This window comes from Microcoleus sp. B13-B6 (genome assembly GCF_036705405.1).
Taxonomy (GTDB): domain Bacteria; phylum Cyanobacteriota; class Cyanobacteriia; order Cyanobacteriales; family Microcoleaceae; genus Microcoleus.
Map to the genome: position 1 here is coordinate 1 of NZ_JAUBUJ010000138.1, position 15,752 is coordinate 15,752.

Consider the following 15,752-nt stretch of genomic DNA (forward strand, 5'->3'; position numbering starts at 1 on the left):
CTAGACACTCATAAAGCACTGCAAGGTGTCAGCTTGTGTGCTGCGATTGCTTGTGCTGTTACCGCTGGCAATATCGCTCGCAAGCTGTCTGAGCAAGGGGAGATTGAGGCAATTAAAGAGCGGGCAATCACTGCTGATGTGGTGGATGAAATCTCGACAAGCGTATACATTTCTCAGAAACAAAGACAACAGGAAGCAGAACAAATTCTGGCAACAAACGAACGAACAGACGAACAAGAGACAGAACTCAATTCGATAAGAGAATCACTGGAACTGCTACTGAATCAGACTTCCGGGGATTCTGGCGAACTCGCAGTAGTGAATTTATCCACCAAGCAGCGCGAACAAATCGAACTAATTCTGCGATGCCACGCCAAGGGCATCACTGGCAAGAATAAAATCCTTAAAGAAGTTTGGGGAGTGTCGGCAGGCAGTAGCCAAGCTTACCGGGACGCGAAGGCTGAGTATGAATTCTTGATGCCGTTTGTGAAGGGGGAAAGTAATGACTAAACAGCCAAACATCCCAACAACAGCAGCCCTAAGATTGACTGGTACTAAGTCAGAAATAGAGTTAGTATTGGCGGTTTTGCGAGGTAAAGATTTCTTCTGGAAAACTAACGGCAAGTTCTACCCGCAACGAGGGGATGGCAATCAGTACGCTTACTACCTCAACGACTTGCAATTACCTCATCTTGGGGTAGCAGTCCCGGAAACACCAACACCGGGGGAACCACAACCTCGACCGTGGGATGCTGTTTTGGGTGGTCAGGGTGCAGAAAAATCCGTCCGAAATTTCGGACAAGAGTCCCTCTGACTTGGCGGCGCCGAAAGCCTTGTTCTGACTCACTCGTCTAGTGCTTTTACCTTTAAACCCGACGAGTGAGTTTTGGTACGTTTTCGGTACGTTTTTTTTACGTTTTCGGTTTATGTCAAGGCGCAAGACTCCTATAATGAGAATGCGCGCTTATCCGAAGTGAAGTCAACCTGGCTCTGCGGCTGAGAAAAAGGGATTAAGGGAAGCGCTTATGCCTACAGGTGAGAGAGATGCCGTCGGATAGCAACAGTAACCTGGGGCCAGTATTTCCCTAATCCTCTAATGTGCAATCGGGGTTAGGCGACACGAGCGCGTCGCCAACCTTGTTAATTGCTCAAAAAATCAACAAATACACACAGCAAAAAACCGTCCCTCTCTTGTTTTGGCGACTCGAAAGAACGGCTTTTGCATCTATCCACATTCAACTCGCTGTGGGCGAGCTAAATTTCGTGTACAACAATTCTACTCCGATCGGCGGTCAAGTTTCAAGTGTTCGCGGAAATCTTATCAGCAGTAGCAAGTCTAATCCTTGCCCGGTCTGTGGACGTACCAAAGACCGCGACTGCCGTATCAGTCACGACGGGAAGATGGTTCTCTGCCATCAAAACTTTGACCACACCAAAACTCAACAGCCTGACCTGTGGCACTTTGACGGTACAAGCTCTGATGGCCGCTGCGGTGTCTATGTTTTCAAGGAGCCAACCACTAAGAGCATCCGCCCCAAACAAACTCGTTACTGGGAATATCCGGCCCGCGACGGCTCCCCATTGGTGCGGGTAGGTCGGATTGATGACGGCAAAGGCAAAAAGACTATGTGGCAGGAGCGCTGGGATAAAGACGCCAAAGAATGGGTCAAAGGACTAGGCTCAGAAGGCGATCCAAATAGGGTTAACCGCGCCGATATTCCTATTTACCGTTACGCCGAAATCCAAGAGGCAAAGGCAAGGGGTGAGGAGATTTTCAAGGTTGAGGGTGAAACTTGCGCCGATCTTCTTTTGAAGCTAGGGATGGCTGCGACTACCAACATCGGGGGTTCTGACAACTTTACCGAAAGCGATGCTCGTGACTTGGAAGGAGCAAAAGTTTTAGTCATAAGCCCTGACCGAGATATAAAAGGAGTTCGCCACGCCGACGAGGTAGAGGAATATTTCCCTAACGCCCTCTGGCTTTATCCTTTCCCCAACTCTCAAGCCTGGAATAATCTACCGGAAAAAAATGGTCTTGACCTCGTTGACTGGGTGGAACACGAAAAACTTTCAGCCAGCGATATCAAAGCGGCAATCGGAGAGAAGAAAGTTTTCGCAACTCCCTCGCAGGCAACAGCAAAAGTTGCCCGTCCTGAACCATTTCAAGTTCCCCACATCTCTGGGCTAGGGGGAGAGGTTGAAGAACTGCTAGAGTCCGACCTCAAGAAATCTCAGCTACAGCTTAAAATCTCCGAGCTCGCCCAAAAGTACCGTCTCAACTCTGCCGATGTCTGGAAAATTTACCGCGACCGCGAGCAAGAACTAGAGCAAGAAGCCAACAAAGAAGACACGAGAATCGGAATTGAACAACTGCTTGCCTCCAAGTCTGCCAGCGTCAAACTCTCCGAAATCTTCCCTGAATCTCTGGCCGCTCCGATCGAAGAAGTAGCGCGACGCATGAACCTCAAGCCTGAGTGTTACGCGCTAGCACTGATTTCCGGTGTCTCAAGATTCTTGAAAAATGGCAGCAGCACAATGCTTGTGGAGGAATGGAACAGGTATCGGTGTCGGACTTTTGGCTACTTCGGAGCTCTTATCGCAGAGTCAAGCCAGATGAAGACTCCGGTATTGAACGCCATGATTACAGACCCGCTAGCAGCAATGAGGCAAAAGAATCAGGAGAAGTTCAATGCCCAAGAAAAAGCCTACAAAGAGGAGCTTGAACAATGGAAAAACAGCAAGGATGAGAACAAGGGCCCCGCGCCTGATGCCCCTGTAGAGACAATTCCCTACATCACTAAAGGTACATGGGAGGGAATAGCAGGGATGGTAGGTCGGAATCCCAGTCAAGGGATACTGTGGCTGTGCGATGAGCTTGCAGGATTTTTTAAATCAGCCAACCAGTACCGCAGTGGTAAGGGAAGTGACAAAGAGGACTTGCTGGAATGTTGGAGCGGTAACGGTGCTGTAGTGGCACGTGCAGCCGGCACTACCGTTAACGTCGGTGCTGTCTCCCTTTCTATTTATGGAAACATTCAACCCAAGGTCTTAGAACCCTTTCTGGGGGATGGCAGTGACGATAACGGAACCTTTGCCCGATTTGACTTTGTGCAACAGCCACCAGCCTTAACCCAGATAACTTTAGGTGTGTCAAAGATTGACATCAACCCGATGCTGCAAGCGCTCTACGAAAATGTGGACACTATCCCGATGATGCAGTTCGAGCTAGATGAAGAAGCCCGAAAGTTGTTTGTGGACTACTACAACCACTGCCAGCGCCTTCGGCTAAATCATCCCAAGCAAGGGATGCGGGCAATGTTAGGTAAGGCTGCTGAGAAAGTTGGCCGCGTCGCAACCATCCTGCACTGCATCCACGCTGCACACATGGGAGTTGAGGTTTCATCCAAGATTCCTGCTAGCCAAGTTGCCGCTGCTATCAAGTGGGTTGAGTACACAACACAGCAAGCTTTGAGCATAAATATTGAGGTTTCCAGTCCCGATGCTCTTGAAAGCAATCTCGCAAAAATCATCTCGCTGGCAGAACGCAAGGGGGGCGAGGTATCAGTTCGCGAAGTAAGCAAGACATTCAACGGAAAGCACCGAAAGTCAAATCAAGAAATTCAAGAATGGTTCGCGGAATTAGTAGCCATGAATTATGGAGAGGTTACAAGTAAAGGGCGAAGTATTTTATTCTCTCTTACTTATGTGTCCCCAATGTCCCCAATGGGCTACAAGCTAGACACCACAAGCATTACAGATGGGGACACCCCTGTCCCCACTATGTCCCCAATACCCCCATTAAGTGACACAGTGTCCCCATCAAGTCAATCTAATGGGGACAATTGGGGACACATTGGGGACACCCCTGTCCCCAATTCCAAAACCATGCCAAATATAGGATTGAGCTCTAATGGGGACATTGGGGACACTTTTACGCCTTCTCCTAAAACCTCTCAGTCCTTAATGATGAGCTGTACTACAGAAACCGCTAAATCTACGGCAACCTCTGCCAAGAAGCCTAGAACCTTTGAGATAGGCGATCGGGTTGTGGTCAAGGATGTTGGCGGTCTTTATCAAGGGGCACTAGGTGAGGTTGTGGACAATCTCTACGACAGTCGTGGTAACACTACCTACTTGGTCAGGTTCGATAAGCGTGTCAAAAATATGGAGCAAGCAGAGTTTGAACCTTCTGACCTGATGAAGCTTTAAGTCTGGTTTGAGCCAAAAACCGCTGCTAGTAGGCTTTATGTCTACTAGCTTTGTAGACAAACTGTTGACAGTGTAGACAGTTGTCAGTTAGTGTAGACAAATACTGTATACAGGTGTCTACAATGAGTCAAAGTCAAGTCGTATCGTTTAGGGCTTCTGGTCACTTCCTGAACTGGATAGAAGCTCAGAAGCTAGAAGGTGAGTCGGTTAGTCAAGCAGCACAACGTATTCTCAAAGAAGTCTCAGGTACGTCTACAGCGCTGTCTACTTTGTCTACACATATAGTGTCTACACCGTCTACAGATTTGTCTACACGAAGTAATGATAGCGTCGCGTCTACAGAAATTGTAGACACTGTAGACAAGGCTGTAGCCGATCGCCTTGACCCGGTGATGGAACGGATGGCCGCCATTGAGGAACGGCTGGGAAAATTGAGTGCCTGAGTGACGGCAACGATGAATCACTCAGGCAGGAATTGAAAGCGGCCAACAAGCAGCTTGCAGAATGGGATAAGGAACTGGATGAGTTACACGGGAGCAACGGCGATTTAGGACTGAAGGTGCAGATGTTGGAGCAAGAGCTCAAGGAAGTGCAGCGCGATCGGGAAGCAAATAAAAACTCAGCTCCGACCGTCGCAAAATTTCCAGAGCCAGCCGACCTGCTCAACCAGTTGATGGCCAAGTACGAAAAAAAGAAAGCCGAGGGCATGAAACCTAAGAAACCTACCGCATCGCTCGCAGACATCGAGGGGATTCTAGAACTGCTTGTGGGGGAACCCTGACTTACTACTGGAAGCGAGGCCTTCTGCGGGGAAGGGCTGACTACGGTCAAAAAAAACCGTAGTCAAACCGTAGTCAGTTGATACTCAGTTTGGTCAAATCGTAGTCAAATCGTAGTCAAATCGTAGTCAATTTCTAGTCAAATAGACCCCTTGATAGCCTCAAAAATCAGCAATAAAAAACCTCAAACCGTTGATTTATCGTTGGTTTGAGGTTCTTATAGACGCAAGCGGACAGTGGGACTCGAACCCACGACGTTCAGCATGGGAAGCTGACATTCTACCGCTGAATTACGCCCGCGCTTAGTGTTTTTTACCTGTTTTCACTTTGTAGCAATTACGCTCAAAAACGACTATAAAACATTATACACCTATTTTCTGATTTGGATCAGGCGATTTTGAGTGTAAGCTGTGGAGCATTTAAACCAGTAACGAGGCTAGTAGGGTGCGTCAGCTAGAACCCTTACGCTGAAACGGAAAACCTTAGATGCTGACGCACCTTACGCAAGTCCTTTAAATGCCGAACAGCTTAACAGGACTTAGGCACTCCGACCAAAGAAACCGGGTTTTTTACCCAATCTAGCGGTTTCAACAAAGTATTTTCGTAAAAAACCCGGTTTCTGAGCCCCATGCGTAAGTCCTCTGTCAATTTTGCGTGGGCGCGATCGCCCCTCCACCCGACAAAAAAGTCCTGCACCAAAGGCAGGACTTAATCTGGCTTAAATACCCCGTCAATCTCTTCTCTTAGTCTCGCGTTGCGCGGACTTCGTTTGACAAGAAGCGGTTTCAACCGCCGATCGATCGAGGGGGTGGGTTTTCAACCGCCGATCGATCGAGGGCGATCGAACTTTGCCGTTAGACGAAGCGCAAAGAGGTGCTGTCAATAGCCAGGAAAGAAACTGATTGGACGATCGCAATCAATTCATCCGAGCCCGAAGTCTTCTTAAAGATAGCGGTTCCAGCAGGCAATCCTTCGGGTGAAGCACCTAACTGGTAAGTGCTAGGAGCACCTTGAAGTTGGAGGATATCTTCAGTCGGGTTAAAACCGACAATCAAAGCGTAGTCGCCTGCGCCAGTGCCGGTATCGTTGCCATCGTTGTAATAGAACTTGGTGGCATCTCCCAGCAAGAAAGTATCATTGCCTTCAGCGCCAATCAGCGTATCGATTTCGCCTCGCCCTGGGTTAGCAGCAGTGCCGTCAACGCCACTGAGAATGTCGTTGCCTTCTTTGGCATAGAGGAAATCGTTGCCAGTACCGCCCAGCAAAGCATCGTTATCTTTACCGCCGTACAGGGAGTCATTACCAGCGTCGCCGGCTAAGGTATTGTTGCCTAGATCGCCGCTGATGGCATCGTTACCGTCGCCGCCATACAAGAAGTCGTCACCTTTTCCTCCTAACTCAATATCGTTACCGCTGCCTCCAATCACGGTGTCATTGCCGTCGTTGCCAAATAGGAGATCGTTGCCGTCGTCGCCAAATAAGGCATCGTCTCCTTTGCCTCCGAAAAATGTGTTGTTTTCGCTATTGCCGATTAAGGTGTCGTTGCCTTTGTTGCCGTAGACGGGACTGTTAGCGTCGATCGCAATAATCACGTCATTGCTGTTGCTGCCGATATTCCCTGACGCTGAGCCTGTCGGTGCGGGCGCGCTTGTGACTGTGAGTGCGATCGGAAGTGCGATCGTCACAGGCGGTGCGGGAGTGAAAACGGGTGTGGGTGTTGTAGCCGGTGTGGGCGTTGTAACCGGTGTGGGTGTCGGTGTGGGTGGCAGCGGTGGGAGTGCAACCGGTGTTGGCGCGGCGGGTGTCGGCGCCGTGGGTGTTGGCGCGGTGGGTGTCGGCGCGGTGGGTGTCGGCGCGGTGGGTGTTGGCGCTGTGGGTGTTGGCGCCGTGGGTGTTGGCGCCGTGGGTGTTGGCGCTGTGGGTGTTGGCGCCGTGGGTGAGTCTGGTAAATTAGCTGTGAGAATCGCCGTACCAGCGAGATTGCCCACAGTTTCGATGAAGCCAGCACCTTCGACAGTCGCCGATGCACCGAAGAAGTCGGAAATTACAATGTCATCCGTAGCCCTGACTACACCGTCTTTGTTGATGTCGATCGCTAAACTTGTGCCTTGGCGGGCCAAGCCTGTATTTCCCGATGACAACGACAGCGACAGCGTAGGGATGGTACCAAGACTGCCAAAATCAATAAATTCTAAGCGATCAATACCACCAGTATCCTGAATTTGAAATTGAGTCCGGTCAGACCCGATCCGATAGAGATCGTTACCTGCACCGCCTCGCAACACATTGCCAAATCCAGAGGCAAGCGTATCATCGCCAGCACCCCCATCTAAGGTGCTATTGTCGCCGGCTTGGAGAGAGTCGTTACCATCTCCCCCCCCTAAGAGAAGGGTGTTGCTGGCATTGCCGACAAGGCTGTCGTTGCCCGCACCGCCATTCAAAGTGCTATTGTTGCCACCGGAGATGTTGTCATTGCCCGCACCGCCATCCAAGGTGCTATTGCTGCCACCGGAGAGGTTGTCATTGCCCGCACCGCCATCCAAAGTTGAAGAGGAACCGAAACCTTGCAGCGTGTCATCTCCATCGCCACCAGTCAGACTGTTCTTACCGAAACCTCCATCCAGAAAGTCGTTGCCGATACCCCCATCTAGAGTGTTATCGCCACTGCCACCAAAAAGGCTGTTATTACCCGCACCCCCACTGAGGTTGTCGTTTCCTGCACCGCCAGTCAGAGCATCGTTGCCATCTAAGCCACTTATGGTGTCATTGCCGTCGAGGCCTAAGATGTTGTCATTGCCGGGAGTACCTATGAGGTTATCGTTGCCCGGAGTTCCTATGATTGAATTGAATCCTGCTGGTGTCGTAGCCTCAGTGAGATTAGCTGTGAGTATGGCGGTACTGGAGACACCATCTATGATTTCGATGAAGCCTGCACCCGGGACAGTCGCCGATGCACCAAAAAAGTCTAAAATCACAACGTCTTCGGCAGCCCTGGCTATCCCGTCTCTGTTGGTGTCAATCAGCAGGCTAGTACCTTGTCGGGCAAATCCCACCTGTCCCGGCGACAGAGTAGGGACATTGGCATAGCGAGAGAGGCTGCTTGCAACGAACATACTATCTCTCCCACCAGTATCCTGAACCTGACTTGCCCTCCCCTGGGGCAGTAGATAGCGATCGTTGCCGGTTCCGCCTCGCAGCAAGACGTTGCCAGAATTCGCATAAAAGGCACTGAGCGTATCATCGCCAGCACCGCCATCTAAGGTGATTTTTGAGGAACTAGAAAAACCGCCATCAAGATAGTCATTCCCGTCGCCACCAAAGAGGGCGTTGTTGTCCCCCACGCCTGGAAAAAGTCGATCGTTGCCCGCACCCCCATCTAAGGTGTTATTAGAACCAGAACCCTGAAGGGTGTCGTTGCCGTCTGCCCCAAAAAGGCTGTCGTTGCCTAATCCGCCCTTGAGAGTGTCATCTAAGGATGTACCCAGAAATATTGCCACGTTTTTTTCCTGCTTACTGTAAACAGGCGAGGGCTAATTTTACTTAGCTACTACACCCTAATTATCTATCAGTGCTTTTTCCCAAAAATTATGCGAATTTTCCAAAAAAGTTTTTTTAGGCAAAATTTGTTTCATTTGGGACAAAAGATGGTATTTATAATAGCATACTGTTACAAAAATAACAAAATTTTTGTCAGCGTATATACGTAAGTATATATGAGTTGAATAGACTAATTAACCACAAGTAAGTTTTTTTGATCCTAAAGAAGGTAATAAATGTTATTAAATAGCGGAACCAATTCTCCTGTGCTCATTATTACTGGAATGCACCGATCTGGAACTTCTCTCACGGCGGCTTTCCTACAGAAAATAGGTCTTGACTTGGGAAACAATCTCCTGAAAGGCAACTATTGGAATCCCCCAGGTTACTTTGAAGATAGTGATTTTGTAGAATTTCAGCGAACAATTCTGCAAACTTGCTCTCGGTGCGACGAAACAGGTTTTCCCGATTGGGGTTGGACAGAAAGCGAACAGCTAGACGCCCAAAAACTTAACATTAATATAGAGCCTGCGAAGCAATTAGTCAAATCTCGATCCAACCACTCAGAACTTTGGGGTTGGAAAGATCCGCGCACCAGTTTAATGTTAGATTTCTGGAATCAAATCATCCCGAATGCTCGCTATTTATTTGTCTACCGCTATCCTTGGGATGTCACTGATTCAATCTTGCGGTTGAACATCCCATTTTTCTCACAAAACCCAGAATCTTGCTTAAAGATATGGAAATTTTATAATCGCCACATCTTAGAATTCTATAAACGCCATGACAATCAATGCCTACTCGTAAATTTGAATACCTTGCTAACATCTCCCGGCAAAGTGTTAGAATTATTAAAATTCAAGCTCAATCTGCCTCTGAAATTTCCAGATAACCAAGAACAAGATATCAAAAATATTTTGATGTCAGTTTATAACCCTCAAATGCTGAGCAGCTTGCCGCTCAACCATCCCCTAATTCAAGTTCTCAATCTAACATCGGGCGGATGTTTGGAAATCCTAAATCAGCTAGATTTAGCAGCAGACTTGCCGAGTCCATTTTCCAGATTATCCTTGCCACGAAATGGCGGAACCCTAGAGCGTTTATCCCTCCGACTGCATCAGGAAACTATCAAAGTTCAGCTCAACCCAGAGTCGCCTCAATTTCTCAGTTGGCTGTCCAGTTGTATCGATCGCTATCATAGCACATCCCATGAATCTGCCTTAACAGATTTGCGTCAAGCCCGCCATAAACTAGCAGCATTTTGGCTGTCTGCACCACCAGATAAACTGCAAAGCAGCTATTCTGGCCGTGCGGGAAAAGCCCAGAAAATGCTATTAGCTAGTGGCATGAGAGACGAACCTCTGACTGATGTCGAACAGCGGGAAGTTGAGGAGTTATCTCAATATGTTGCTAAAGGATTTGAATCCCCAGAAGCTATCCAATATTTGCTAGCAGCGATGCTGTATAGGCGGGCAGATCAATTGCCGTTGCAGTATGGTAGAACTGCTGTTCCCCAGTGGTTTTTTAACGATTTGCTGGAGTTTATGCTTTACTTTCCCAGTTATTTTCAAGAAGTGGGAGAAGTCGAGAACTATTGTAGCTATATGCAGCAATTAGTAGATTTAGTTCACAGTCGCGTTTTCAGCAATCCCGACTCAGAGATTTGGCAAAATGTTGCTTTAATTTTTGCAGATACCGTTAACTTTGTCCCTCTCTATTTTAGCACAAATAACTTGAAAGATGTCTATAGCAAGCGCTCGGATATTCTAGAATTGATCCTAAAAGCTAGTGGACATCAGATTGACTTCAGCTTTGACAAACGCCCCGCTAACAGAGGCAAAATTCGCCTCGGCATTCTCAAAGCAAGTTTCGCACCCATTTCAGAAACTTTTACCACTATCCCAGCTTTTGAGCATTTAGACAGAGAGAAATTTGAGATTATTTTATATGTCCTCAACGCGAGCGATCGCCCTTTGGATGTATACTGTCAAAGTCGGGCAGACAAACTGGTGAAATTGCCGCAGGAACTTCGCAGTCAAGTCGAGATAATTCGCGCCGATGACCTGGATATTTTGTTTGTAGGGTCGATCGTCACCAATGCCGCTCAAAACATCATTTTACTAGCTTTGCACCGCCTAGCGAGGTTACAGACCACCTATTTTGCATCTCCCGTCACTACAGGCATCCGCAATATCGATTACTACATTTCCGGCACTTTGACGGAACCTTTGCAAGAAGCGCAAGCACAATATCGCGAACGGTTAGTAATGTTAGATGGGACAGGATTTTGCTTCAATTATAGCATTCAAAAAGCAGAAGCAAGTATTAAATTTGAGAGAAAAAGCTTGAGAATTTCCGAGACAGCAGTTGTATTTATCTCCGGCGCTAATACATTCAAAATTATTCCCGAACTCAGGGAAACTTGGGCAAAGATAATCGCAGCCGTGCCTAATTCAGTCCTGGTTTTATATCCCTTCGGCAATACCTGGTCTGGTGATTACGTCAAACAGCCGTTTATCAATAAAATGTATGCTATATTTAATAAATACAGTATCGATCGCACTCGTTTAATTTTATTAAATACCCTGGCGAATCGCGAAGATGTGAAAGCAGTGTTACAACTGGCTGATGTCTATCTCGACTCCTATCCCTACGCGGGTGCAAATTCGACGGTTGATCCGTTAGAAGTTGGATTGCCCACTGTGGTGAGAGATGGCAATAATTTGCGTTCCCGACAAGGGGCGGCCATCCTGCGAGACATCCAGTTGTTTGATTTAATTGCTGACAGCGAAGAGTCTTATATTAACTTGAGTGTCGCACTCGGAATTAATGCCCAATTGCGAAAGCAAAAGCGCGATGAAATCCAATACAAAATGCAGCAGCAGCCGAGGTTTCTGGATAGTCGCGCTTATTCGGCAGCTTTGGGTTCGGTATTTGAAAAAATGCTAATAGTGAATCGGCTTTAGAACTCAGCCATTTTTTAAAAAAAACAAAGAAAGTCCGATTCCCTACCCTACCCTTTGGGGTATTTTGAAAGTAATCCTATTAAAATAGGATGAAATGGTTTTTTTGGGGGTCAGACTTCATAGTCCGATCGCAGAATCTGCAAAGTTAACTGATTCTCCACTCTTAACAGTACAATCTAGTATAATTTTTAACTTATTTCCCGTTGCAATCTTGTCCCCCGCTAGGGAAGGGGGAACTCCCAAATAATAATTTTAAAATCGATTGAGCGCACCGACCGAGTTCGCCTAGAGATTATATCGGCAGGTAGATGACTCATTATCCATTTTGATATATATATATATATATATATATATATTAAAAATAAAGGCAATATAACTATAATGCGCCGCCCGGAAGGTATCTGGTAAAAAAAATGAGTCAGAATAAGTATCCCAAGAAATCTCGACCTAAAGCTGGTATCAAAACAGCTCAAAAGCAGGACAATCCAAACGACTTATTTCCTGTAGTCGCCATAGGAGCATCGGCGGGTGGATTGGAAGCCTTTATGCAATTACTGAGCCATTTGCCGATCGATACCGGCATGGCGTTTGTAATAATTCAGCATATGTTGCCGAATCAGGGAAGTGGCTTGAGTTTGATTCTGGGTCGATCGACCCTGATGCCCGTGCATGAGGTGACAGATGGGATGCTGATAGCACCGAATCAGGTGTACGTTATCCCCGCGAATTTCAGCATGACCATCGAGCGATCAGTGCTGAAGCTAACGCCTCGCGGCAGACGAAAGGGGGTATTTATGTCCGTCGATATTTTTATGTTTTCCCTCGCCGAAGAACGGGGGAACAAAGCCATCGGCGTCATTTTGTCCGGGGGCGACAGCGATGGTGCCCAAGGGTTAAAAGCGATTAAGGCCGCAGGCGGTATTACTTTTGCCCAATGTGAAGATACGGCACAAGTTAGCAGTATGCCGAATACTGCGGCGGCTACGGGTCAGGTAGACTTTATCTTGCCACCGGAAAAAATAGCCTATAAAATAGCAGAGATCGGCCGTCATCCCTACATGATGGCATCTTCACTTGCGATCGCAAGTGAAGATGCGATCGCAAGTGAAGATGCGATCGCAAGTGAAGATGCGATCGCAAGTGAAGATGCGATCGCCATGATCTACAGTTTGCTGCGGGCGGCTACAGGAGTTGACTTTACTCACTACAAGCAAACCACCTTGAAGCGGCGGATACATCGGCGGATGTTGCTCTACAAGCTGGAACGGATCGAAGAGTATGCCGAATATCTCCAAAACACCCCGGCAGAAGTAACGGCGCTGTATCACGATGTCTTAATTCATGTCACCTGCTTTTTCCGCGACCCCGAAAGCTTTGAGGCCTTAAGCAGCAATGTTTTTCCCGTAATCGTCAAAGATAAATCGCCGAAAAAACCGATCCGAATTTGGATTGCCGGCTGTTCAACGGGTGAAGAAGCTTACTCGATGGCGATCTGCTTGCTAGAGTTTTTAGCACCTCGATCTACTAACGTGCCGATTCAGATTTATGCCACAGACATCAGCGAAAATGCGATCGCGATCGCTCGCACTGGCTTTTATACCAATGCCCAAGTCGCCGATATTTCACCCGAACGCCTACATCGGTTCTTTGTCCCAGTCGAGGGCGGATACCAAATCGCTAAGCCCGTGCGCGAACTCTGCGTCTTTGCTAGACAAAACCTGATCGCCGATCCGCCCTTTTCGCGGATGGATTTGATTACCTGTCGGAACGTGCTGATCTATCTGACACCCCTGTTGCAGAAAAAACTGCTGCCAATGTTCCACTATGGGCTTGGGCCCGCGGGCTTTTTGCTGTTAGGCACTTCGGAAACGGTTGGAGAGTTTTCAATATTGTTTGCGGTATTCGATAAAAAGAATAAAATTTATACTAAAAAACAGGTGACGCATTGGCTTAGCATGGATTTAAATGCTAGCAACTACCCTCTGACACCACCCAACCCACCAGCGCAGCAAGCGGAAAGATTGGAGGAAATCGAAATGGAAAAAGAGGCCGATCGCATTGTTTTGAATCACTATGCCCCTGTCGGGGTCGTGATTAATACAGCCAGCGAGATTCTGCAATTTCGAGGACAGACGAATGCCTACCTAGAACCGGCTCCCGGTAGAGCGAGCTTTAGCCTGCTGAGAATGGCAAAAGAAGGATTGCGCGTGGAACTGCGTACTGCAATTCAAGAAGCCTCACATCATAAGCAGCCGATCGCACGGGCAGGCTTCCAACTTAAAGACGGCGCTCGCCTCCGGCAGGTCGGAATTAATGTGATTCCATTCCAAGCCGGCGCTGCGGCAAAAGAGTATTTTTTAGTGTTGTTTCAAGAGGAGTCCCCGATCTCTGCAATGCCTGCTGCTGCTGACCAGGATAGAGTCAACTCTGATGCTTCACAGGGTGAAAGTGAGGAGATTGCAAGGCTGCTACAGGAACTGAAAACTACAAAAGAACATCTCGGAGCGATCGTCCAAGAACATCAAGCCGCTAATCAAGATTTGAGAGCCGCCAACGAAGAGATTTTGTCGAGCAACGAAGAGTTGCAAAGCATGAATGAGGAACTCGAAACGGCGAAAGAAGAGATTCAGGCAACGAATGAAGAACTCAACACGATTAATGACGAATTGCAGCGGCGCAATTTGGAATCGACTGAGGTGAGCAACGATTTAGAGAATCTCCTGACCAGCATCAATATTCCGATCCTGATGCTGGGAAACGACCTGCGAATCCGCCGGTTTACTCCCGCAATTGAAGGCATCTTCAACTTGATTTCTAGCGATATCGGGCGGTCTTTGAGCGACATCACTCACAAGTTAATAGTACCGGACTTAGAGCAATGGATTTTAGACGTGATCCGCACGCTCAATTTGAAAGTTCAGGAGGTTCAAGATCGAGACGGTCGTTGGTACGAGCTGCATATTCGACCCTACCGGACGCTCGACCACAAGATTGATGGGGCGGTGCTGATGTTGGTCGATATCAACGAGCTAAAAGTCAGCGCCCAGCATTTGATGGAAGCGAAAAATTACGCCGAAACGATCGTGGAAACCGTGCGGGAACCGTTGCTAGTATTAGATCTCAACCTGCGGGCGCTCACCGCCAATCGTTCTTTCTACGAGACGTTTCAGGTGATGGCGAGCGAAACAGAGCACCGATCATTTTTCGATCTCGGTAATGGACAGTGGAATATTCCCAAGTTGCGATCGCTCCTCAAAGAAATTCTGGCAGGCAATCCCCAGTTTAAAGATTTTGAAGTCGAGCATAACTTTGAACACATCGGGCATAAAATAATGCTGCTCAATGCCCGCAAAATGCCTCCGCTTGGCGATACACAGATGATTCTGTTGGCGATCGAGGATATCACCGATCAAAAACAGTACGAGAGAGAACGCAGCCTTCGGATTCAAGAACAATCGGCCCGTGCGGCTGCTGAGGAGGCCAACCGCATCAAAGATGAGTTTTTGTCCGTCCTCTCTCACGAACTGCGGACGCCGCTGAATGCGATGATTGGCTGGGCACAGTTGCTGCGCGTGAAAAAATTTGACGAGGCTAAAACCCAGGAGGCGCTAAAAACGATCGAGCGCGCAGCCAAAGCACAAAACCAGCTCATCGATGATATCTTAGACGTTTCGCGGATTACCACAGGCCAATTTCGCCTCAATGCTTCTGAGGTTGAGATCAATCCACTGGTTGAAAATGCGATCGGGGTAATTCGTTTCGCCGCAGAAGCCAAAAATATTCAAATTGAATCCAGGCTAAGTCCTTTAAAACCAAAGATTTTGGGCGATCCAAGTCGCTTACAACAAGTGGTGTGGAATCTACTTTCAAACGCGATTAAATTCACCCCAGCCGGAGGAAGAATTGAGATCGCATTAGACTACATTGATGGCATGGCTCAAATCCAAGTTAGCGATACTGGTAAGGGCATTAACCCTGATTTTCTCCCCTATGTGTTCGATCGCTTCCGTCAGGCGGATAGTAGCTACTCTCGCAGAGACGCTGGATTGGGGCTAGGATTGTCGATCGTCCGTCATTTAGTAGAACTCCACGGCGGTACAGTTTGTGCAACAAGTGCGGGTGAGGGACAAGGGGCAACGTTTACCGTGAGGTTGCCGCTACGAAAAGATATCTCTTGATTGTTGATACCAATTTAATGTGAAGTTGCACATATCTCGATCCCCCTAAATCCCCCTTAAGAAGGGGGACTTTGAGAAGAATC

The 15,752-nt window shown here is 47.9% G+C and carries 8 protein-coding genes and 1 tRNA gene; 7 read left to right on the plus strand and 2 right to left on the minus strand.

Annotated features, from left to right (window positions below; genetic code table 11):
• The 5 genes from QUB35_RS35520 to QUB35_RS35540 all read left to right on the plus strand — a co-directional run.
• Nucleotides 1–510, plus strand: a 510-nt coding sequence (locus QUB35_RS35520) for a hypothetical protein (protein ID WP_333147230.1), incomplete at its 5' end; no start/stop codon positions are given.
• Entirely contained in the window at nucleotides 503–814 is a 312-nt protein-coding gene (locus QUB35_RS35525; RefSeq protein ID WP_333147232.1) for a hypothetical protein, read from the plus strand. The genes QUB35_RS35520 and QUB35_RS35525, both read left to right, overlap by 8 nt.
• Nucleotides 815–1,098: 284 nt before the next feature.
• Nucleotides 1,099–4,209, plus strand: a complete 3,111-nt coding sequence (locus QUB35_RS35530; protein WP_333147234.1) for a DUF3987 domain-containing protein — start codon at nucleotides 1,099–1,101, stop codon at nucleotides 4,207–4,209.
• A 122-nt stretch (nucleotides 4,210–4,331) separates the two neighbouring features.
• Complete coding sequence (locus QUB35_RS35535) at nucleotides 4,332–4,652, plus strand: hypothetical protein (protein ID WP_333147236.1); 321 nt, start codon at nucleotides 4,332–4,334, stop codon at nucleotides 4,650–4,652.
• A 32-nt stretch (nucleotides 4,653–4,684) separates the two neighbouring features.
• A complete protein-coding gene (locus QUB35_RS35540; protein WP_333147238.1) occupies nucleotides 4,685–4,990 on the plus strand; it encodes a flagellar alpha dynein in 306 nt (101 codons plus the stop codon).
• A 226-nt stretch (nucleotides 4,991–5,216) separates the two neighbouring features.
• Here the strand turns inward: QUB35_RS35540 and QUB35_RS35545 are convergent.
• Nucleotides 5,217–5,288: transfer RNA gene (locus QUB35_RS35545), tRNA-Gly, on the minus strand.
• Between the two features lie 554 nt (nucleotides 5,289–5,842).
• Nucleotides 5,843–8,485 carry a calcium-binding protein gene (locus QUB35_RS35550; RefSeq protein WP_333147240.1) on the minus strand — a complete coding sequence of 881 codons (2,643 nt, stop codon included), beginning with the start codon at nucleotides 8,483–8,485 and terminating at the stop codon, nucleotides 5,843–5,845.
• Between the two features lie 276 nt (nucleotides 8,486–8,761).
• Here QUB35_RS35550 and QUB35_RS35555 point away from each other — a divergent pair, with 276 nt between their 5' ends.
• Nucleotides 8,762–11,491, plus strand: coding sequence for an O-linked N-acetylglucosamine transferase family protein (locus QUB35_RS35555; RefSeq protein WP_333147242.1), 2,730 nt, complete (start codon nucleotides 8,762–8,764; stop codon nucleotides 11,489–11,491).
• Between the two features lie 413 nt (nucleotides 11,492–11,904).
• Nucleotides 11,905–15,669, plus strand: coding sequence for a chemotaxis protein CheB (locus QUB35_RS35560; protein ID WP_333147244.1), 3,765 nt, complete (start codon nucleotides 11,905–11,907; stop codon nucleotides 15,667–15,669).
• The last annotated feature ends 83 nt before the right edge of the window (nucleotides 15,670–15,752 follow it).